Below are 21,271 nucleotides of genomic sequence, written 5' to 3' on the forward strand. Positions count from 1 at the left end.
GCTTTTACCAAATATGTTATGCCCTATAGGCTAAAAATAAACGCGACACTAGAAAAATTTTTGCGTATTTTGTTTAGCATAAGCATAGTGAACTTTTCAAAGCAGTCTGAGAGAATAGTCATGAGTAAACTACTCGATATCAACGCTAATTTTTATCCTTTTCCGCCTAAACCAGTACTACTTACTGCTGAAGAAAAAGTGACTTTGGTAGATAGTATTAGAAACCAATTACTAGTGCGTAATGCTGTTATTGTTGCGCATTACTATACTGATCCTGAAATCCAGGCTTTAGCTGAGAGAACCGGCGGCTGTGTGGCTGATTCGCTAGAAATGGCACGGTTTGGTAGTCACTACCCTGCTACCACATTATTAGTTGCAGGCGTGCGCTTTATGGGCGAGACAGCAAAAATTCTAAGCCCAGAAAAAACAGTTCTGATGCCCACGCTTGAAGCAGAATGTTCTCTAGATCTTGGTTGTCCACATGAAGCATTCAGTGCATTCTGTGATGCACACCCGGAACGCACGGTCGTGGTCTATGCTAATACTTCAGCAGCAGTGAAAGCTCGTGCTGACTGGGTGGTTACTTCTAGTATTGCGGTAGAACTTATCGACTATCTCGATAGCTTAGGGAAGAAAATTATCTGGGCGCCAGATCGTCATCTAGGACGTTATGTACAGCAGAAGACAGGTGCAGATATTCTCTGCTGGCAAAGTGCTTGTATAGTCCATGATGAATTCAAAACACAGGCATTACAGAAAATGAAAGAGTTATATCCCGAGGCTGCTGTTTTGGTTCATCCAGAGTCTCCGCAAGCTATAGTAGAACTTGCAGATGTTGTTGGATCAACAAGTCAGCTGATTCAGGCAGCAAAAACAATGCCACACAAAACTATTATTATCGCCACCGATCGTGGTATTTTTTATAAAATGCAGCAGGTTTGTCCAGATAAAATACTACTAGCCGCTCCTACAGCTGGAGAAGGCGCAACCTGCCGTAGTTGTGCCCACTGTCCGTGGATGGCGATGAATAACCTTAAGGCTCTTGCTCAAGGATTGACGGGAAGCAGTATACATCATCAGGTGCAGATTGACGAAGTAGTACGTAAGCGGGCTATTGTACCACTTAATAGAATGTTGTCATTTGCGGCCGACCTTAAACTTCAACGTTGTTAACTTCATTTCGTAGATAAGAGGAAGAAAGCCAATGTAAACACCATTGTGTGCAATTGTTTTGTACCTCTCCATCCCATGTAATGAACAGACCAGGCGCAGTTATGAGTGTTTGATTATAGAAAAGCAATGGTATGCGCCCGCGCTGCCATGGCGGGACCGCAAGCTCTTGCCATATTTTTTGTAGTGTACGACCATGACGCTTACCTACGATACGTAGCAATCCATTAACTTTACCAAAGCGTACTGACACTCGTTCATCTGGCTGTGGGGCACGAATAATACTAACCGATTTATTTGCTACACTAGGATTATTGGATACTGATATAACCGAATCAGTTAGTTGCAGGATTAATAATCCTATATTTTGTGGCAATAACAATTGTGTTGCAGAAACTGGCCATAGTAATACTTCTACTTTCGGCTGAGCTAATATTTGCGCAGATAGCAAATAGAGCCGATTACGAAAACGACGCAGCAGTTTATCACCAATCACAAATTGTGGCGCAGCACCGCGGCGGCTGAGCGCTACCTCCTGCCAAATATGGGCTAGTTGTTGGCGTGATGGCATCCTAGCACCTTGAGATGCCAACCAGCGCCGTAGCAGCGCACCACGCCTAAGATGGTTCATTGGAAAAAGCGGCGTTAGTTGCAGTGCACCATCGGACATCACAAGTGTAGCTAACGTTTCCTTTAAAAGTTCATCTAAAAGATTTTCTTGTTCCCTGCATAACTGTGCGCTACGCGTAGCTGCTTGACTAAATTGAGGCCAACGTTGCTGCAGTGGTATAAGAATATGTAGACGCAAAAAATTACGATCGAAGCGATCATTTTGATTACTCTCATCTTCAATCCAATTCAGACCAATATCTACCGCATACGTAGCTAGCTGCGCTCTACTACAAGCTAATAGTGGACGCAGTAGCCTATGACAACCAAAAGAGCTATCAGCAGCCATAGCAGCTAAACCTGCTGGGCCACTACCACGTTTGAGTGCTAAAAGTAACGTCTCCGCTTGATCATCCTGGTGCTGAGCAGTTAGTAGAACTTCTCCGGGGACTAATACTTCATGTAGTGCCCGGTAACGCGCGCTACGCGCTGCGGCCTCAATACCATCTGGTGTAGTTTCAAGCATCACCCTAACAAAGCTAAAAGGTATTGCACGCTCCCTACATTGTTGTTCGCAATGCGTGACCCACTTATCTGCATGCGAACTTAATCCATGATTAATATGTATTGCTCGTAGAGATAACTGCGGCACATTATTAGCATCGCGCAGTGACTTTAAGATATCCAATAATACCGTGGAGTCTAGCCCTCCGCTGAAAGCCAATAGTAGTCTGCTATGCCCAACAATAGATTTGGCTACTTGTTGTTGTAGCCTATGCAGTACATCGACTTTCGGCTTCATATCGTAGTATCCGCTATAAATCGTCGTTAAGAATAATTTATTAAATAAAGTTAGAAACTTTCCATATAGCTAGTACTTTTCATATATATTTACTTCAACCTCATTCATGCTTTTTTTCCACTAATAAAGCTTCTAACAAATCAAGATCACGTAATAGTTTTATTAAGGTGTCGTTACTTATTTTCTGTTGCGCACGTAAATTATAATATTCGCCGCGCTCAGCACGCAGCGCATTCAGCCACATACGCCGCTCCAAATTTTCAATTTTTATTGCACTTTCCGCATCAGCGTGACCATCAATTCTACGACGTAAATAACCAATAACCCTAACACTTACTTCATTTACTATTTGTCTATCGACATTATCTTCTTCATAGTGAGTTAACTGTAACTCCATTTGACGTAGGCTTTCGATAGCAACTTCTGCTGCTATTGCACGGGCCATTTGCTCTTCTTTGTGGGATAATGCATTATCGGAAACCATAATGCCGCGTAGTAGCATTGGTAAAATAATTACACAACATACGAGAGAAAATAAAATTACACCTGTGGCAATAAAAACTAGTTGATAACGAGATGGAAACGCAGTGCCGTCACTAAGCAGCAACGGTATCGATAGTACTCCAGCGAGAGTAATGGCACCGCGCACGCCAGCAAAAGAAGCTATTAAAATCTCTCTAGTACTGTATTCACCAAATACCATAGGCCGCTTTTTCATGAAGCGTAGACTAATACGTTTCATTAGCAACAGCCAACTAAAACGTAGCACCATCAACGCTGCATAAAGAAAAATGACATCGGTGAAGAGCATCCAAGTTTGAATAGTAGGATCTAACTTAGCCTGATTAATTGAGGTAGCAAGTATATCTGGCAATTGTAGTCCTAGCATTATGAAAACTATACCGTTAAAGATAAATTCTAGCATAGACCATACACTATTGCCGCGTAGTCGCAGTGCCATCGGCGTATTGCGGCTACCATATTGTCCAATAGTCATACCAGAAGCTACAGCGGCCAGTATTCCGGATACTCCTACATGTTCGGCAATTAAATAAGCTGCGAATGGCAGCAGTAGTAGCAGGACAGTCTGGGTGGCGGAGTCATCGCAGCTCCAGCGTATGATGAGTCGCAGTAATTTGCTATAGCCCCAAGTTACGGTTACCCCAGCTAGCAATCCACCAGCTGCTACTTTTATAAATTCGAGTGATGCACCACTAACAGTAAATACCATAGTACCCATCGCAACAGCGATGGCAAACTTGAGCAATACCAAACCCGAAGCATCATTCATTAATGCTTCGCCTTGTAGAATATTCATCAATTTTTTAGGAATGCGTCCTTCTTTAACAATGCCAGACAATGCCACAGCATCTGTTGGCGAAAGGACTGCAGCTAATGCAAGCGCTGCAACTAGCGACATCCCAGGTACCATCCAGTAGATAAAATAACCGATACCTACTACAGTAATAATCACTAAGACTAGTGCTAATAATACGATTTCTCCACCATGGCGTAAAAAGTCTCGGGCAGGTGTCTTCCAACCGTCGGAAAATAATAGGGGAGGTATAAAAAGTACTAGGAATAGTTCAGGATTAAAATCAACGTGTAAACCAAATTTAGGCCAGGCAAGTAGCGCACCCAAAACGATTTGCATGAGTGGTAGCGGTATTTGAAATGGCAGGATATGGGTTACGACCCCGGACAAGGAAACGATCAAAGTAAGAATCAGAATCGTAAAAAAGATTTCCATGCTTTCCTTAGTATCGATGATAGATCTAGATAATTTCCCAGAAATTCAAAACTGTGATCACCTATTGCTTTCTAGAATCTACCTTGAACTGCACTCTTCACGCAAGGTAGCGTTAGTAATTGGTTGCATAGCATAGCTCATAGCTAAAAAGCTAACTATCAAATCATCTCCGGATAATAGAGTTACAGGATAAGAATAAGAAGTACCTTTAGTTGGCGGCTAGTGCGGAAGTGTAACTTATACTATTAGCTACGTTTTTCATATTTTTTTAGCAATGAGTTTAAGAGCGACAAGAAACTTACATTTCTATAACGTATTTATGATCTGGTGCGCATAAAAAGCATTATTAGTGTAGTTTATTTTTTTACTAACTTACAACAATAATTTTTAGTTTTACGTATTTTGATACCTATTAAACGTAATGATTACTTTATCGTAGTAGTAAGATGCTAATAGCAAATTAAATAAATAAAAGTTTCATTTTTTTTCCTTGCTTACTATAACGCTATGCCGGCGGAAAAGCAGTGCTTTTCCGCCACGAGGTCCTACTAATACGGAGAACAAAAAGAATATACTAGCGATTAATACAATTGTAGGTCCCGCTGGAATATCGCTATAGAAAGACCAACTTAGGCCACACCATGAGCAAATTAATCCAATGATCGTTGCTAAACAGAACATATATGGTAACCAATTTGTCCAGCAGTATGCTGCTATCGCTGGTAATATCATCATACCCACAGACATCATGGTACCAAGAATTTGAAAACCTGTCACCAAGTTCAGCACTACTAGTGCTAAAAACAATGACTGAATAAAACACGGAAATTTGGTAGAATTCACACGCAAAAAAGCTGCATCAAAAGATTCCACCACCAGTGCACGATAAAGTAAAGCTAAGGTCAGAAAAGTAATACTAGCAATAATACCAATAAAGTAGATAGCATTGTTATCGATACTAAGAATAGAACCAAATAGTAAATGTTCTAAATCTACGCTGGAACCACGTAACGATACTAGTATTACACCTAACGCAAGTGATCCAAGATAAAATCCAGCGAAGCTGGCGTCTTCTTTCAATGGAGTCATTGTACTAACCCAACCAGATAGCACCGCGACGACTACACCAGCAATAAAACCGCCGATTCCCATCGCAACACGCGACATGCCGTATACAAGATAACCAATTGCTACACCTGGTAAAATAGCATGGGAAAGGGCATCACCTACTAAACTCATACGACGTAGCAGGAGAAAAACTCCTAGTGGAGTAGTACTAAAAGATAGTGCGAAGCAAGCAACTAATGCGCGACGCATAAAACCATAGGAGATAAAAGGATCTAAGAGATGATTTATCATCATTAAACCCTCTAGTGTTGTACGCTTAGGGGTGTAGGAGTGAAAAATTTAATAAGAATATCAGCAGAAGGTCCCCATGCATAATTTAATTGGGACAACATTAGTGTTGCTGGAAAATGTTTTGCAACTATTATGTTGTCATGTAGCACAACTATAATAGTTGACCCTTGTTTATGTAGTTGGTGGACAAAAGTAATCAGTAGGCTACAAGTCTGTTGATCGATACCTGTGAATGGCTCATCTAGTAAAACTAACGGTGCTTGTTGCACCAGCAACCTAGCAAATAACATGCGCTGAAACTGTCCATTTGATAGAGAGCAAATAGTGCAATGTGCTTTATCATTTAATCCTACTCGAGTGAGCGCCTGCCAGATAAGAGTTTGCTGTTTAGTATTAATACTACGTAGTAGGCCCGTAGCTGGCCAGCAACCAATTGCTACGACTTCAAAGACTTTTAGCGGAAACTGGCGATCTATATCTATTTGCTGCGGTAGATAGCCAATACGCGGTCGAGTTTTTTGATCACCGAAATCAAGATGTCCTCCTACTGGAGGTAATAGTCCAGCAATAGTTTTTAGTAAAGTAGATTTACCGCTACCATTAGCACCAATAATTGCAGTCATACTACCACGTTCAAATCTACCGCTTACCGGTTTGCTTATGCTCTTACCATTATATCCCGTCTGCAAGTTATGTAATCGTATCATGGTAGCATCGATGACCAAATAATAGCTTTCCATAGTAGCAGTAGAGCTGTTAGTGCCAGTAGCATACGTGTTAGGCCTGCAGCAGCGATAAGCATTACCGGACCTAACGAACAGTGTTGTTGAGAACGAAAGAACAACATATACATAATCGCCAATTTGTTGTTATGATATAACGTATCTTATTTTGTTCCTCCCGGCAACATTTTTATTAATAAAAATCATGATAGCTTTAGAAGGGAATGTCATCATCAAAGTCAATTTTTGGTTCATTGCTTAATGTTGTGGGTTTATTCTCTATTAAACTTGAACGTGTTGTTGAACCACTCTGGCGACTACCTAGCATCTGCATGGTACCACCAGCATTAACTACGATTTCAGTAGTGTAGCGATCTTGACCGCTTTGATCTTGCCATTTGCGGGTTTGTAAAGTACCTTCTATATATACTTGAGCGCCTTTACGTAGGTATTCACTGGTCACTTCTGCTAGCTTGCCAAACAGTACTACGCGATGCCATTCAGTTTTTTCTTTGGTATCACCGGTCTGTTTATCTCGCCAGCTTTCCGATGTAGCTAGATTGATATTAGCAACAGCGCAACCATTAGGCATGTAGCGTATTTCTGGGTCTTGACCTAAATTTCCTACTAGAATCACTTTGTTCACGCCTCTGCTAGCCATGGAGCATCTCCTAATAGATAATTTTAGTGGGTTAGTTTAACATTTATTATAAATAAAACATATCTTTCAAATAAATGAACAATGATTGTTTGTTATTGATATCTTTACCGCTAGATGTTGATTTAGCTTTTTAATTGTGTGTTATAGCGTAATATTAATAGGTTATTGTATGTATTAATAAAAATTATCTATCTTCAAATTTCAGATAGATTAAAAAAATTTATCAATCTTAGAAAACAGGAATACTTTAGTAGGTATAGGTATAAAAGGTATTTCACTATTTTACTAATTAGAAGTTTAATTTTTCTTGGTTCAGTAGCTTATGGAATAGGATATTATCCACAAATACTATTTGATTACTGACTTAGATAACATCTTCAAAATAACATCACCTATTTTGGTAGTAATTTCTCGCTATTGATTTAAAGATTGTATATCTATACTTAAAGTATTTTTTCTTAACTTTAAGTATTTTATTATAAATGTAATACAATGATATTGTCAAATATAAAACATAAAAGTAGATTTGAGCTATTTAATTTATCAACGCTGTTTGAGCGCCCCACTTTACATGATAATAGTTATATATCTATTAGTGAAGCAGGCAACGAACTCACACGGATTAAGGAGGGAGACCCTTCTGACAATGATGAGCCAACTATGGAATATGGAAAAAATCATGTTTATGAAACAGTTAAAATTTACACTAGCCGGGAAAATATTTTTAGCTTTAATTCTGGGCATCATCCTAGGCGTAATTTTACACGATCAAGATCATTTACGCGATTGGATGATTACAAATATCCTTTCTCCGGCCGGAGAGATTTTTATACGCATGATAAAAATGATCGTTGTTCCAATTGTTATCGCAACGTTAGTCATAGGTATCGCAGGTATTGGTGATGCTAAGAAGCTTGGTAGCATAGGCTTAAAAACAATTTTTTATTTTGAGATAATAACTACTCTAGCCATTCTTCTTGGAATAACTTTGGCAAATATTTTTCATCCTGGTCAGGCAATAGATATTTCAACGTTAGCCACGATAGATATTTCTAAATATGAACAAACAACTTTAGAAGTACAGTCTAATGTTCACAGTCTAGTAGGCACGATATTATCACTTATTCCATCGAATATTTTTGCATCAATGGATAAAGGAGACATACTCCCGATTATTTTTTTCTCAGTGCTCTTTGGTTTAGGGCTAGCATCATTACCTGGTGAACAGAAAAAACCACTGCTGAATGTATTTAACGCAGTGGCAGAGACCATGTTTAAAGTTACTAATATAGTTATGGGTTATGCGCCGATTGGTGTATTTGCGCTAATTTCAGTAACAGTAGCGATGTTTGGTTTCGCTTCTCTACTACCTTTAGCTAAATTAGTACTATTAGTTTATGGTACAATCGTATTTTTCGCACTATGTGTATTAGGCGCTGTGGCACGGTTATGCAAGCTACGGATTTGGACACTGATTCGTATTCTAAAAGAAGAGCTGATTCTTGCTTATTCGACCGCTAGTTCGGAAAGCGTATTACCGCTGATTATTGAAAAGATGGAAGCTTATGGTGCGCCTGCAGCGATCACTCGTTTTGTAGTACCAACCGGCTACTCATTGAATCTAGATGGTTCTACATTATACCAAAGTATCGCTGCGATTTTTATCGCACAACTGTATGGTATTGAGTTGCCTATTGGTAAGGAGATAGTACTGGTACTTACATTAATGGTTACTTCTAAAGGAATAGCTGGTGTCCCTGGTGTCTCTTTTGTTGTGTTATTAGCTACGCTTGGTAGCGTGGGTATTCCGCTGGAAGGACTAGCATTTATTGCTGGCGTTGATCGTATTCTCGATATGGCTCGTACTGCCCTTAACGTATTGGGCAATGCACTAGCGGTACTAGTAATAGCTAAATGGGAAAATCAATATGATAGCATTCAAGCACTTGCTTATGAACAAAAGATACTGATAGGTCAAGATTGACTATATATAAAAGTATAAATAATAATAAATACTATGTTAGCAAAGTAGTCGTAGCTATTATTTATGTTCAGGATAATACTAATTTAGATATGAACACTAAGCTAATTTATCACGTACTCAATCTACGATTATATTCTAAATATTTTATCTAGCATGTGAGATTTTGAGCTTTCATGTGAAATATAAATTTCATGTTATTAAAATTTCATGATATTTATTACATTTAGTTCTTCGTTGTAGTGTATATTTTCAATATTCTAATATATCATATTTATTAACAGTTATTTTTTATTCAACTAATTTAGTTGATTTAACTTCAACATATAATTGTATTTTTTCATAGTAAGATTTGATCTATAAAAACTACGACAAATTGCTATAGGAAAAGGCAACTTCACTTTTTTTATTTAAAAAATAGTGTTATCGAAAAACAAACCAGATTGTTGATTAAAATGATTCTCCGAACCCGTATAATTCGCGTATACAGTGTAATCTAACAAGGATTAGTTCTAGTAATTAGTTAGTAATAAATCAACGGATTTTTAAAGTGTTTTTGGAATAACTTATAGTAGACAAATAACATATAGAGATTAAAACATGGAAAAATCAACTGACATTTTAGTTATGGTAGAATCGTTATCACGGATTTATCACCGTCTACGAAAAGAAGTAAATGGCCAATTAGTTAACGAAGGGTTATCAATGTCAAAAATGAAGATATTACATCTGATTACCACGGGAAAAACTAGTGCTACTGATATTAAAAACTATATGGGCTTCTCATCACGTACTGTAGTAACAGTACTTGATGCTTTAGAGAAAGAAGAGATGCTGCAACGTCAGCAGAGCCCTACTGATCGCCGAGTAAAATATGTCTACATTACGGAGAAAGGTCGTGACAAATTACGTATTGCGGAACAGACCCACCAAGTCATCTTAGATCGTATGTTCGCGCCATTATCCAAAATGCAACTAGAAAAATTCAACGAAGTGTGCCATTTGCTTGAAACACAACAAAAATAGTCAGGCCAGTATCAGGAATTGAGTATCCGACATATCAGATGTGTAAGACGTTATAGTTAATTACAAGGAGAGAACTATAAGAATGAATAAAGACTTAAACCATCAGTAAAGCTATAACTACGATAGTATCGTCATATTTGAGATTTGAAATCAAAAGGATAGTACGGGTAAGTAGAGGTTAAAACCCGTATGTCCTTAATATTTTTTGCCAAGATCACATAGATTCGCATATATAAATGCGAATTACGGATATAATAGTTACTCTTTTTTCTTCCTAATATCAGCTTAAAGTTTAAAGTTTTATGATGATTCAAGGCATGCTCTATATTATTTCTGCACCGAGTGGCGCAGGAAAATCTAGTTTGATCCACGCATTGCTGAGAACACAGCAGCTATCGCTATATGAAACACAGATCTCTATTTCTTATACTACCCGTGCTATGCGTCCCGGCGAAGTACATGGCAAACATTACTATTTTGTTTCAGTTGAAGAATTTAAGCACATGATGGCTACCGATGCTTTTCTCGAACACGCAATCATTTTTAATAATTATTACGGTACTTCGCGCGCAGCTATTCAGCGAATGTTAAGAAATGGCGTTGATGTTTTTCTCGATATTGATTGGCAAGGCGCACAACAGATTCGCACTATGATACCTGAGGCACGAAGTATATTTATCATGCCGCCTTCAAAAGAAGAGTTAGATCGCCGTTTACAGAGTCGTGGACAAGATAGCCAATCTATTATTGCACAACGTATAGCTCAAGCAGTAGCTGAAATGATTCATTATACAGAGTATAATTACCTTGTTATCAATGATGACTTTCACACCGCATTATGTGATTTGAAAACTATTATTAGCGCTGAGCGTCTGCAGCTGAAGCGTCAGAAATTACGTCATGATGCTTTAATAAGCAAATTATTAGTAGAATGAAAATAGTTTCAGCAGTATGTCTAGTCAAATCTAATCTTAATCTATATCTATTTATCTAGGGAGTCGTTTATGGCACGTGTAACTGTACAAGACGCAGTAGAAAAAATTGGTAACCGTTTTAATCTCGTGCTCGTGGCCGCGCGGAGAGCTCGTCAAATTCAGATTAGTGGCAAAGATCCACTAGTTCCGGAACAAAATGATAAAGATACCGTTATCGCACTACGTGAAATAGAAGAAGGTCTGATTAGTAATCAGATTTTGGATTTACGTAATATTCCGGAGCAAAAAGAAAAAGAACAGGAAACCGCTGAAATTAAAGCGTTAACCGCAATTGCTGAAGGCCTTTATTAACAGCAGGTAATTAACCGACCTTGTGTTTTTTTGAAAATCTGAATCTTCTCATTCAAAGTTACTTGCCAGAAGACCAAATCAAGCAACTCAGGCAGGCATATCTTTTTGCTCGTGATGCTCACGAGGGCCAGACACGCTCTAGTGGTGAGCCTTATATTACCCATCCTGTTGCTGTTGCCTGTATTCTAGCAGAAATGCGTCTTGACTATGAAACTCTGATGGGAGCGTTATTACATGATGTCATTGAGGATACTCCAGCTACTTATCAGGACATGAAAAAGTTATTTGGTAAAAGCGTTGCTGAACTAGTTGAAGGAGTATCCAAACTTGATCATCTGAAATTTCGAAACAAAAAAGAAGCACAAGCGGAAAACTTCCGCAAAATGATTATGGCAATGCTACAAGATATACGAGTAGTACTGATTAAGTTAACCGATAGAACGCATAATATGCGTACCCTGAACGCTCTACGGCCAGATAAACGTCGCCGTATTGCACTAGAAACACTAGAAATATACAGTCCGCTTGCCAATCGTCTAGGAATTCATTACTTGAAAACAGAGTTGGAAGAGCTAGGTTTTGAAGCAGTGTACCCCAACCACTATCGAGTAATTAAAGACGTAGTAAAAACAGCACGTAGTAATAATTATGATCTAATCCAAACAATTCTGGCAGAAATAGAAGGACGGTTAACAGATGCAGGTATCCGCTGCCGCGTCAGCGGACGGGAAAAACATCTTTATTCCATCTATTGTAAGATGCATCAGAAAGAACAGTGCTTGCACTCTATTATAGATTTTTATGCCTTCCTAGTCATTGTCAACGAGGTTGATACTTGTTACCGGGTGTTAGGACAAATGCATAGTTTATATAAGCCACGTCCTGGTTTAGTCAAAGACTATATTGCCATTCCCAAAACTAATGGCTATCAATCTTTGCATACTTCGATGATAGGGCCTCATAATTTGCCAGTAGAAGTACAGATTCGTACAGAGGATATGGATCTAATAGCTGAAATGGGTGTAGCCGCACACTGGGCATATAAAGAACAGGGCGAAACAGAAACTACCACGCAAATTAGCACCCAGCGCTGGATGCAAAGCTTGCTAGAGTTACAGCAAAGTACGGATAATTCCTTCGAGTTTATTAAAAGCGTCAAATCTGATTTATTCCCTCAAGAGATTTCTCTCTTAACACCGGAAGAACCTCTGGTCGAATTACCTACCGGCTTAATTCCGGTAGATTTTGCGTATCCTGTGCATATACATACTAACATATCTAGTTTCCGTCTAAAAGTAGATCGACAACACCATCAGTTATCCCAGCTGTTTAGTAACAACTACCAGATAGTAGAAATTATTACAAGTCTAGGTATGCAACCTAATTTTATTGTTAGTTCTAAAGGTTGCGCTAACATTAGTCAAATGCTGAAACAAATTAATTGGCTTTATATTCCGGTGGATAATCTGCAATTAGAAATGAATTACATGAAACTATCAATACTTGAAGGTTTATTAGCTAATAAGTATTATATTACTCGTACCTTACAAACGACTATATCGAGTAAAAGTACCGAGAACGTGTTTCTTATCTTCGCTAAGTGTTGCCGACGAATTCTATGAAATGATTTTATTACGTATGCAGGTTAGTCTAGGAAAAGTATTTTTTATACACTATTAGGACTTTTCCCCCTCAATTTGGAAAAGGAGTCATAATATGACCGGATATTACCAACTCAGGGGTATCCCAATAACGGCACTATCAGGAGTAAGTCCAATATTAATCTCTAAACTATCTCGGTTAGGACTTCAGAACTTACAGGATGTACTTTTGCATTTACCTGTTCGCTATGAAGATAGAACTAAACTTTATCCGATTAGTAATGCACCACACGGTATATTAGTGACTATACAGGGTCAAGTATTAGATAGTAACATCTATAAAACTTTCGCACGTAAACGGATACTGAGCTGCCGCTTACGAGATAACAGTGGTATTCTGACCCTACTATTTTTTAACTTCAATGTTGCAATGCAAAAACGCTTATATCCTGGTCAATGGGTGACAGCCTATGGAGAAATCAGTCGTGGAAAAATTGGTACCGAGATGATTCATCCGGAATACTATGTGCAAGGTAAGCGGTGTAATCTTATACTATCCTCATCACTGACACCAATCTATCCGACAACTGAAGGCATACGGCAAGTAACATTACGGGCTATCACAGACCAAGCGCTTCAATTACTTGATCTCACGCCAGTTGCAGAACTATTGCCGCATGAGTTAAGTAGTAGCTTAATGAGCTTGCCCGATGCGCTGCATAAGCTACACCGGCCACCACCTGATATTTCGCTGACTGATTTAGAGCTTAGACGTCATCCGGCACAACGTCGGCTAATTTTAGAAGAGCTACTCGCCTATAATCTTAGCATGCTAGCGGCAAAAAAAGACGGTAAATCAGCCTTAGCATTACCGCTACGTACCAAGACAGATCTTATTAAGCGTTTCCTTTCATCGTTGCCTTTCTCACTTACAGTTGCACAATTACGAGTAGTAGCAGAGATTAATAAAGATCTAGCACGTAATATTCCCATGAGAAGACTACTACAAGGAGATGTTGGTTCTGGTAAAACATTAGTAGCAGCGTTAGCTGCGTTACGTGCTATTAGTTATGGCCGCCAAGTGGCACTAATGACACCAACTGAACTACTAGCTGAACAACATGTAGAAAATTTCCGTACTTGGTTTTCACCACTGGGGATTGAAGTCAGTTGGCTAACTGGTAAAAATCAAGGTAAAATACGTAAGGTACAGCTAGAAGCGATTGCATCTGGCCGTATAGAAATAGTAGTTGGTACCCACGCTATTTTTCAGAAGCAAGTACAATTTGCGAGGCTATCGCTAGTTATTATCGATGAACAACATCGCTTCGGCGTCCAACAACGGCTGACTTTGTGGGAAAAAGGGATAATAAATAACATTCAACCACACCAGCTTATTATGACTGCCACGCCTATTCCCCGAACACTAGCAATGACTAATTATGGAGATCTAAAAATATCAGTAATCGATGAGCTTCCACCAGGACGCTCGCCGGTTACTACGATTGCCATCGCAGATACTCGTCGTCCTGAAATTATTCAGCGTATTAAACAAGTATGCTTACAAGAAAAGCGTCAGGTATATTGGGTTTGTACCATGATTGATGAATCTAAGCTACTCGAGGCACAATCGGTAAAAGCTACTTGGGAAGAATTGCGAAGTGCTCTACCTGAGCTACAGATTGGTTTAGTGCATGGACGAATGAGGATACAGGAAAAGCAACAGCTTATGCAAGCATTTAAGGCTGGCGAGGTACAATTGCTAGTCGCTACGACGGTAATAGAAGTAGGAATGGATGTTCCTAACGCTAGCCTAATGATTATTGAAAATCCCGAACGGCTTGGCTTAGCGCAATTACATCAGCTGCGTGGTCGAGTGGGACGTGGTACGGTTGTGTCTCATTGTGTGCTACTATATAAGTCGCCGCTAAGTAAAACCGCTCAGTTGCGAATTGAGGTATTGCGAAACAGTAACAATGGTTTCACTATTGCTCAGCATGACTTAGATACTCGCGGTGCCGGTGAATTACTGGGCACCCGCCAAACGGGTCATACCGAATTTAGGGTCGTAGACCTACCACGAGATCAAGCAATTATCTCAGAAGTACAACTATTAGTACCCCATATTCATCAATACTATCCTGAAACCGCTCAAGCACTAATTAAACGCTGGATGCCGAAAAGTGTAGGTTATCGCTATACACACGCCTAAAGTATTGCTATATACTATATATAAAGATATCAATAACAATCAAAATTATTTTTGATCTTTTAGTGACTTTTAGTGATTAGTGAGTCTAAAAAAAATAACAATGGTATTTTTGCCAAGCAGATATAATTACTACATGACTCATTTCGTTCTTAGTGCGCCATGCATTAGTAACTTATTTTTCGATCTAGGTATTGAAGTAGCCTTTACTGGTCGTTCTAACGTTGGAAAGTCTAGTGCACTCAATACATTAACGAATCATAAAAACCTAGCTAGAACTAGTAAAACACCAGGTAGTACTAAACTAATTAATGTGTTTGAGGTAGAACCTGGTATTCGTCTGATTGATCTGCCTGGATATGGTTACGCTAAGGTACCGGTAGCGCTTAAATATCAGTGGCAGTGTAGAGTTAGTGAATATTTACAAAAAAGTAATAGTTTGAAGGGTCTAGTAGTCCTGATCGATATTCGTCATACTATTACAGATCTAGATTATCATATGGTACAGTTTGCTGTGGACCGAAATCTTCCGGTATTTATTCTATTGACGAAAGCAGATAAGATTACTGCCTGTGCATGTAAAACACAATTGAATTGTGTACGTCAAAATATACTGGGATTCAAAGGTGATGTAGAAGTAGAAATTTTTTCTTCATTGAAAAAACTAGGAGTGAATCAACTGAAGCAAAAGTTAGATAGTTGGTTCAACGCTGGAAGAAACGTTAACTACACTACGTAAAAAAATACTTACTCTACTTTATCCCAATTGTCTCCTATTTTGATATTAACTTCTAACGGTACATCTAGTGGAAAGCAACTTTCCATTAGCGCCCTAATATTAACAGTAGCGTTTTCTACTACATTGCGCTGTACTTCAAACACTAGCTCATCATGTACCTGCATAATCATACAAACCGGCGGAGCCTCTTTCTGTAACCATCTATCTATAGCGATCATAGCTCGTTTAATTATATCTGCGGCTGTACCTTGCATAGGAGCGTTGATAGCGGCACGCTCAGCACTTCTTTTACGCATATAATTGCATGAATTTATCTCGGGTAGATAGAGTCTGCGACCATCAATAGTAGAAACATAACCCTGCTCTCGAGCTTGTTTACGTATACGCTCCATATACTCTAGTACATAAGGATATCGAGTAAAGTAAAATTTTATGTACTTCTGTGCCTCATTTAGAGGCACAGATAACTGCCGCGCTAGCCCAAAAGCACTCATTCCGTAAATCAGACCAAAGTTAATAGCTTTAGCGCGTTGGCGCTGATCTTGAGTAACATCGTCTAGTGAGATGTTGAATACCTCTGCTGCGGTAGCGCTGTGGATATCTTTGCCAGCTGAAAATGCACTTAATAGGCCCGGATCACGCGAAATATGCGCCAGGATCCGTAGTTCAATCTGCGAATAATCTGCTACGACGAGAGAAAAATCTGGCGGCGCTATAAAAGCTTGGCGAATACACCGTCCTACTTCGTAGCGTATTGGTATGTTTTGTAAATTAGGACTACTAGAAGAAAGACGTCCCGTAGTAGTGATCGCCTGATGATAAGAAGTATGTACGCGCTTAGATTCTTTATTTATCATTAGCTGTAGCTTATCAATATAAGTTGACTTTAGCTTAGCTAGGCAGCGATACTCTAAAATTAATTTAGCTAATGGATAGTTTTGAGCTAGAACAACCAGTACTTCTTCGTTGGTAGAAGGCGCACCTCTAGGTGTTTTCTTTAGTATAGGTAATTTATGCTTCTCATATAATAGTAATTGTAGCTGCTTAGTAGAAGATAGATTAAAGGGCTGTTTTGCTAGTTTATATGCGGCTACTTCTAAATCCCATAGTCGTTTAGTAAATTCTATAGAATAAGTCATTAGCATATTTTGGTCAATCATAACGCCCGTCTTTTCAAGACGCGATAGCACTGGTATTAGGGGTACTTCTATTTCTTGGAAAATTTTTTGTAAATCTAGTACTTCTTTTAGGCGTGGCCAGAGCTTATGATGCAGACGTAGCATGATATCAGCGTATTCCGCAGCATAAGGTGCTATTAGCTTTATGGGAATCTGATTAAAAGTAAGCTGATTACGTTTAATGCCTACTATTTTATCTAATTTAATTGTGGTATATTTTAGATAATGTTCTGCCAAACTTTCTATATCGTGCTTTCCGGATACGCTATCTAGTACATAAGATTCTAGCATAGTATCGAATATCATACCGACTAAATTGATATTATAACGTTTTAAAACATGGTAATTAAATTTAAAATTATGGCCTATTTTTGCTATAGTTATATCTTCTAACACTGGTTTCAGAGCAGCAAGAACTAGCCTACAATCGAGTTGATTTGGTGCATTTAAATCATTATGTCCGATCGGTAGGTAAGCTGCTTTGCCAGGTTGTACTGCGAAACATAGCCCTACTAAGTCGCCGGTAAGATAATCTCTATTTCTAATAGAGGTCTCGGTATTAAAAGCGAATAACCCTACACGGCGAATTTCTGTAATCCACTGCTCTAGTTCCGTTATTTGATAAATAACTTTATAACATGTTTTTGATAGCTGTTCAGATTCTTTGCAGTATTGCTTGGTAAACGGCGGCGCTATAGTATGTTTACTTCTCTTTAGCCATCGCCATTTACCTAACTCTAATTGAATTATCCAACGTTTGAAATCATAGCGCCGAAATAGTAACATCAACGCTTTATAGTTAGGTTCTTTGACTATTAGCTGATGATAGGGTATATCGAGTGTAACATTAGTCTTAATGGTTGCTAACTGATAGGAAAGAAAAGCCACTTCGCGGTTCTGCTCTAGCTTGGCAGCAACCTGTTTTGCACCACGTAAATTACTCAAATGGCTGACATTATGTAAATTTTGATATAATAGCTTTAAACTTCCTAACTGTTGCAGCAATAGTTGAGCGGTCTTTTTACCTACGCCTGGTACGCCTGGAATATTATCTGAATTGTCACCAATAAGTGCTAGATAGTCAATAATTAGTTCCGGTGGAACCCCAAATTTTAATTGAACTTCCTTTGGTCCTAGGACAGTATTCGAAATTGTGTTAATTAGAGTAATTTGGGATGAAACTAACTGTGCCATATCCTTATCGCCGGTACTGATTAAAACATTACTACCATTACATGCAGCTTCACGTGCTAGGGTACCGATAACATCATCTGACTCAACACCGGTCACAACAAGTAGTGGTAATCCCATTGCTCTAACTATTTCATATAACGGACTAATCTGGCAACATAGATCGTTTGGCATTATAGGACGGTGGGATTTATAATGTTCGAATAGTTCATCGCGAAAAGTTTTTCCATAGGCATCAAATACAACTGCTATCTGGCTAGTACGGTATTGCATTAATAGGCTCTTAAGCATATTCACTACGCCGTATATTGCTCCAGTTGGTTCACCAGCGTGATTGGTCAACGGCGGAAAGGCATGATAAGCACGGTAAAGATAAAATGAACCATCTACTAGAAGTAACTGCTTTTCTGCCATTTGCACCATAGCCAATTGGGATTGTGAGTGAAAACTTAATGTTAGCCATTGTCACCAGAAACAATGGTCATTACGCATATTATTAGCGCTCGGATTATTTAGTATTTTAAAAGAAAATAGATCAGATCAATGAATTATTATTCTATATTTCAACTAGTTTTTTACTGGTTGATAATCATATCGCGCATCGCGCGGTAGTGTCTAGCTGTGTTAGGATGAACAATATATTTATTTAGCAAATATAAACAATGAGCTATAAGGTACTTGCCCGTAAGTGGCGTCCACAAACTTTTGCCGATGTAGTTGGTCAGAAACATGTTCTAACAGCACTTACTAACGGCTTGTTATTGGATAGAATTCATCACGCATATTTATTATCTGGGACCCGCGGTGTGGGCAAAACTACTATTGCCCGCTTGTTGGCTAAAGGGCTAAATTGTGAAAAAGGTATAACTACTATACCATGCTGTCAGTGTAAAAATTGCAGTGAAATTGCACAAAGCTGTTTTGTAGATTTGATAGAGATTGATGCTGCTTCACGGACCAAAGTAGAAGATACCCGCGAACTTTTGGATAATGTCCAATACGCACCAACTCACGGACGCTTCAAGGTTTATTTAATCGACGAAGTGCACATGCTGTCTCGTTATAGTTTTAACGCACTTTTAAAGACGCTAGAAGAACCGCCTGCGCATGTTAAATTTCTGTTAGCAACTACTGATCCGCAGAAGATACCCATGACTATTCTATCCCGCTGCTTGCAGTTTCATCTTAAGGCGCTTAATGTTAGCCAAATTAGTAACCAGCTGATACATATCTTACAGAATGAGCATATTTATGCTGAGCAACGTGCGTTGGAACTATTAGCCCGCGCAGCTGATGGTAGCATGCGTGATGCATTAAGCCTGACCGATCAAGCTATTATTATGGGGCAGGGAATTGTTAGTTGGGAAGCGGTTAGTATCATGCTTGGTCATATGAATACAGAGCAGTCACTAACATTAATAGAAGCGCTAGTTAATGCTAATAGCAAAACTATGATGGAAGAACTAGCACAATGTGCGGTACGTAGCATCAACTGGGAAAACTTATTAGTAGAGATGTTATCTCTACTACACCGTATTGCTATGGGTCAACTACGATCTGAGCAATTAAACTACGATAATCAAATGGACCACTTGTTACCTCGCCTACGTAATTTAGCACGACGTATTACACCAGAAGATCTACAGCTTTATTACCAGACTCTGCTAATCGGCCGTAAAGAGTTACCCTATGCACCAGATAGCCGCATGGGGGTAGAAATGACTATGTTGCGCGCACTAGCTTTTCATCCGAACAAAACTCTATCGTCTGTGCACGATACTTCTGCTAGTGTAGAAAAAATAATTAATCAATCCCCATTTGATCACACTTTATCAGGCTTAACTACAATATGTGATACCAGACGAATGGATATGGATATAGCAGAAAAGATAGAAAATGACGATATGAGCGCTAAATGTTTGCAGGCGCGCACAGCTTTGCTACAACACCAAGAGAGACACAAATCAAATCATAGTCAATCGGTCTCTAGTAACACACTAGAGCGCCGAACTTCAGTCTACGAGTATCTAGATCAGCGTCATAATGCAAAAGATTGTACATTACGAAAAAATAACGACACCAAACCCCTGGAGTTAGTAGCTAAGTTAATTCAAGAATCTATCAAGCGAGACCCTTGGTCGGCGCAGGTGCAACGTTTGTCGCTACCTAAAATCGTACAGCAACTAGCACTCAATGCGTGGCAGGAGAATATTGCGCCTGGAAAGATATGCCTGCATCTGCGTTCGTCCCGGCGCTATCTTAAATCTGTGGACGCTCATAATACGTTACGTAACGCTTTGAGCGTAGATTTAGGTACACAGATTGAATTAACCATACTGGAAGATGATAATCTTGAGGTTAAAACGCCACTAGAGTTGAGACAAGCTATTTATGAAGAAAAACTGATACAAGCACGGGAAGCCATTACTACTGATAGACATATTCAAATGATGCAGCATATTTTAGATGCTCAGTTAGATGAAGACAGTATAGAGCCTATTTAACTTAATATATGTATGACTATTTATCGTAGCAGAAGCAGCCCTACTCAAGAGAGAGATAACACTATGTTTAGTAAAAGCGGTATTAATGACCTAATGAAGCAAGCCCAGCAAATCCAGCAAAAAATGCAACAGATACAAGAAGAAATTGCTCAGCTAGAAGTTATTGGAGAGTCCGGTGCTGGCTTAGTTAAAGTCACTATCAACGGCACTCATAATTGTCGTCGTGTAGAAGTTGATCAAAGTTTACTAGAAGATGATAAGGATATGCTAGAAGACTTAATAGCTGCGGCATTCAATGATGCAACTCGTCGCATCACTGAAACTCAAAAAGAAAAAATGACATCTGTATCTAGTAGCATGCAGCTTCCGCTTGGTTTTAATATTGCATTATGATGCTTTCAGCAGCAATCGGCTTATCAGATTTTCCGCGTAGTTAAATGAAAAGAAAAAATAGATAACTTAATTGATTATAGATATGATCCA

At 38.9% G+C, this 21,271-nt stretch carries 16 protein-coding genes and 1 pseudogene; 10 read left to right on the top strand and 7 right to left on the bottom strand.

Features of this window, described 5'->3' with window-relative positions:
• Window positions 1-120 precede the first annotated feature (120 nt).
• Window positions 121-1,173 (top strand): quinolinate synthase NadA, encoded by a 1,053-nt coding sequence (nadA, locus tag IM45_RS00580; protein WP_038497931.1) that lies wholly within the window; start codon window positions 121-123, stop codon window positions 1,171-1,173.
• Here the strand turns inward: nadA and tilS are convergent.
• The 6 genes from tilS to IM45_RS00605 form a co-directional block, all read right to left on the bottom strand.
• Window positions 1,154-2,581, bottom strand: coding sequence for a tRNA lysidine(34) synthetase TilS (gene tilS, locus IM45_RS00585; protein ID WP_038497935.1), 1,428 nt, complete (start codon window positions 2,579-2,581; stop codon window positions 1,154-1,156). The genes nadA and tilS overlap by 20 nt on opposite strands.
• Before the next feature lie 100 nt (window positions 2,582-2,681).
• A complete protein-coding gene (locus IM45_RS00590) occupies window positions 2,682-4,331 on the bottom strand; it encodes a Na+/H+ antiporter (protein WP_038497938.1) in 1,650 nt (549 codons plus the stop codon).
• A gap of 477 nt (window positions 4,332-4,808) precedes the next feature.
• Window positions 4,809-5,690 (bottom strand): metal ABC transporter permease, encoded by an 882-nt coding sequence (locus IM45_RS00595; RefSeq protein ID WP_038497940.1) that lies wholly within the window; start codon window positions 5,688-5,690, stop codon window positions 4,809-4,811.
• A gap of 11 nt (window positions 5,691-5,701) precedes the next feature.
• Window positions 5,702-6,397, bottom strand: a complete 696-nt coding sequence (locus IM45_RS00600; RefSeq protein ID WP_038497943.1) for a metal ABC transporter ATP-binding protein — start codon at window positions 6,395-6,397, stop codon at window positions 5,702-5,704.
• Entirely contained in the window at window positions 6,394-6,537 is a 144-nt protein-coding gene (locus tag IM45_RS03745) for a hypothetical protein (RefSeq protein WP_158384640.1), read from the bottom strand. The genes IM45_RS00600 and IM45_RS03745 overlap by 4 nt, the downstream gene beginning before the upstream one ends.
• A gap of 89 nt (window positions 6,538-6,626) precedes the next feature.
• The gene (locus IM45_RS00605) at window positions 6,627-7,073 is read right to left on the bottom strand and encodes a single-stranded DNA-binding protein (protein ID WP_038497946.1); all 447 of its coding nucleotides are present in this window, start codon (window positions 7,071-7,073) and stop codon (window positions 6,627-6,629) included.
• A gap of 685 nt (window positions 7,074-7,758) precedes the next feature.
• On the opposite strand from IM45_RS00605, the gene gltP reads away from it, so the two are divergent.
• The 7 genes and pseudogenes from gltP (at window position 7,759) to yihA (ending at window position 15,915) form a co-directional block, all read left to right on the top strand.
• Window positions 7,759-9,057: a glutamate/aspartate:proton symporter GltP gene (gltP, locus tag IM45_RS00610; RefSeq protein ID WP_038499459.1), complete on the top strand. Its 1,299-nt coding sequence runs from the start codon at window positions 7,759-7,761 to the stop codon at window positions 9,055-9,057.
• Window positions 9,058-9,654: 597 nt separating this feature from the next.
• Entirely contained in the window at window positions 9,655-10,080 is a 426-nt protein-coding gene (locus tag IM45_RS00615; RefSeq protein WP_038497951.1) for a MarR family winged helix-turn-helix transcriptional regulator, read from the top strand.
• 305 nt (window positions 10,081-10,385) lie between these two features.
• Entirely contained in the window at window positions 10,386-11,015 is a 630-nt protein-coding gene (gene gmk / locus IM45_RS00620) for a guanylate kinase (protein WP_038499462.1), read from the top strand.
• 69 nt (window positions 11,016-11,084) lie between these two features.
• A complete protein-coding gene (gene rpoZ, locus IM45_RS00625) occupies window positions 11,085-11,366 on the top strand; it encodes a DNA-directed RNA polymerase subunit omega (protein ID WP_038497954.1) in 282 nt (93 codons plus the stop codon).
• Between the two features lie 20 nt (window positions 11,367-11,386).
• A pseudogene (locus IM45_RS00630) lies at window positions 11,387-12,799 on the top strand (RelA/SpoT family protein); the annotation flags it as partial.
• A gap of 283 nt (window positions 12,800-13,082) precedes the next feature.
• Window positions 13,083-15,179: an ATP-dependent DNA helicase RecG gene (gene recG / locus IM45_RS00635; protein WP_038497957.1), complete on the top strand. Its 2,097-nt coding sequence runs from the start codon at window positions 13,083-13,085 to the stop codon at window positions 15,177-15,179.
• A 133-nt stretch (window positions 15,180-15,312) separates the two neighbouring features.
• Window positions 15,313-15,915: a ribosome biogenesis GTP-binding protein YihA/YsxC gene (gene yihA / locus IM45_RS00640; RefSeq protein ID WP_038497959.1), complete on the top strand. Its 603-nt coding sequence runs from the start codon at window positions 15,313-15,315 to the stop codon at window positions 15,913-15,915.
• Between the two features lie 8 nt (window positions 15,916-15,923).
• On the opposite strand, the gene polA is transcribed toward yihA, so the two are convergent.
• The gene (polA, locus tag IM45_RS00645; RefSeq protein WP_038497962.1) at window positions 15,924-18,707 is read right to left on the bottom strand and encodes a DNA polymerase I; all 2,784 of its coding nucleotides are present in this window, start codon (window positions 18,705-18,707) and stop codon (window positions 15,924-15,926) included.
• A gap of 239 nt (window positions 18,708-18,946) precedes the next feature.
• Between polA and dnaX the strand changes: the two genes are divergently transcribed.
• A complete protein-coding gene (dnaX, locus tag IM45_RS00650; RefSeq protein ID WP_038497966.1) occupies window positions 18,947-20,788 on the top strand; it encodes a DNA polymerase III subunit gamma/tau in 1,842 nt (613 codons plus the stop codon).
• Window positions 20,789-20,851: 63 nt separating this feature from the next.
• Window positions 20,852-21,181, top strand: a complete 330-nt coding sequence (locus IM45_RS00655) for a YbaB/EbfC family nucleoid-associated protein (protein ID WP_038497969.1) — start codon at window positions 20,852-20,854, stop codon at window positions 21,179-21,181.
• Window positions 21,182-21,271: the final 90 nt, after the last annotated feature.

It is taken from the genome of Candidatus Palibaumannia cicadellinicola (assembly GCF_000754265.1).
Taxonomy (GTDB): domain Bacteria; phylum Pseudomonadota; class Gammaproteobacteria; order Enterobacterales; family Enterobacteriaceae; genus Baumannia; species Baumannia cicadellinicola_B.

What these genes read in the sequence shown, in the direction of transcription:
- IM45_RS00590 (WP_038497938.1), bottom strand. Translation starts at nt 4,331, where the DNA reads ATGGAAATCTTTTTTACGATTCTGATTCTTACTTTGATCGTTTCCTTG.
- polA (WP_038497962.1), bottom strand. Translation starts at nt 18,707, where the DNA reads ATGGTGCAAATGGCAGAAAAGCAGTTACTTCTAGTAGATGGTTCATTT.
- tilS (WP_038497935.1), bottom strand. Translation starts at nt 2,581, where the DNA reads ATGAAGCCGAAAGTCGATGTACTGCATAGGCTACAACAACAAGTAGCC.
- nadA (WP_038497931.1), top strand. Translation starts at nt 121, where the DNA reads ATGAGTAAACTACTCGATATCAACGCTAATTTTTATCCTTTTCCGCCT.
- gmk (WP_038499462.1), top strand. Translation starts at nt 10,386, where the DNA reads ATGATTCAAGGCATGCTCTATATTATTTCTGCACCGAGTGGCGCAGGA.
- IM45_RS00600 (WP_038497943.1), bottom strand. Translation starts at nt 6,397, where the DNA reads ATGATACGATTACATAACTTGCAGACGGGATATAATGGTAAGAGCATA.
- gltP (WP_038499459.1), top strand. Translation starts at nt 7,759, where the DNA reads ATGAAACAGTTAAAATTTACACTAGCCGGGAAAATATTTTTAGCTTTA.
- IM45_RS03745 (WP_158384640.1), bottom strand. Translation starts at nt 6,537, where the DNA reads ATGTTGTTCTTTCGTTCTCAACAACACTGTTCGTTAGGTCCGGTAATG.
- IM45_RS00605 (WP_038497946.1), bottom strand. Translation starts at nt 7,073, where the DNA reads ATGGCTAGCAGAGGCGTGAACAAAGTGATTCTAGTAGGAAATTTAGGT.
- IM45_RS00595 (WP_038497940.1), bottom strand. Translation starts at nt 5,690, where the DNA reads ATGATAAATCATCTCTTAGATCCTTTTATCTCCTATGGTTTTATGCGT.
- IM45_RS00615 (WP_038497951.1), top strand. Translation starts at nt 9,655, where the DNA reads ATGGAAAAATCAACTGACATTTTAGTTATGGTAGAATCGTTATCACGG.
- rpoZ (WP_038497954.1), top strand. Translation starts at nt 11,085, where the DNA reads ATGGCACGTGTAACTGTACAAGACGCAGTAGAAAAAATTGGTAACCGT.
- yihA (WP_038497959.1), top strand. Translation starts at nt 15,313, where the DNA reads ATGACTCATTTCGTTCTTAGTGCGCCATGCATTAGTAACTTATTTTTC.
- IM45_RS00655 (WP_038497969.1), top strand. Translation starts at nt 20,852, where the DNA reads ATGTTTAGTAAAAGCGGTATTAATGACCTAATGAAGCAAGCCCAGCAA.
- recG (WP_038497957.1), top strand. Translation starts at nt 13,083, where the DNA reads ATGACCGGATATTACCAACTCAGGGGTATCCCAATAACGGCACTATCA.
- dnaX (WP_038497966.1), top strand. Translation starts at nt 18,947, where the DNA reads ATGAGCTATAAGGTACTTGCCCGTAAGTGGCGTCCACAAACTTTTGCC.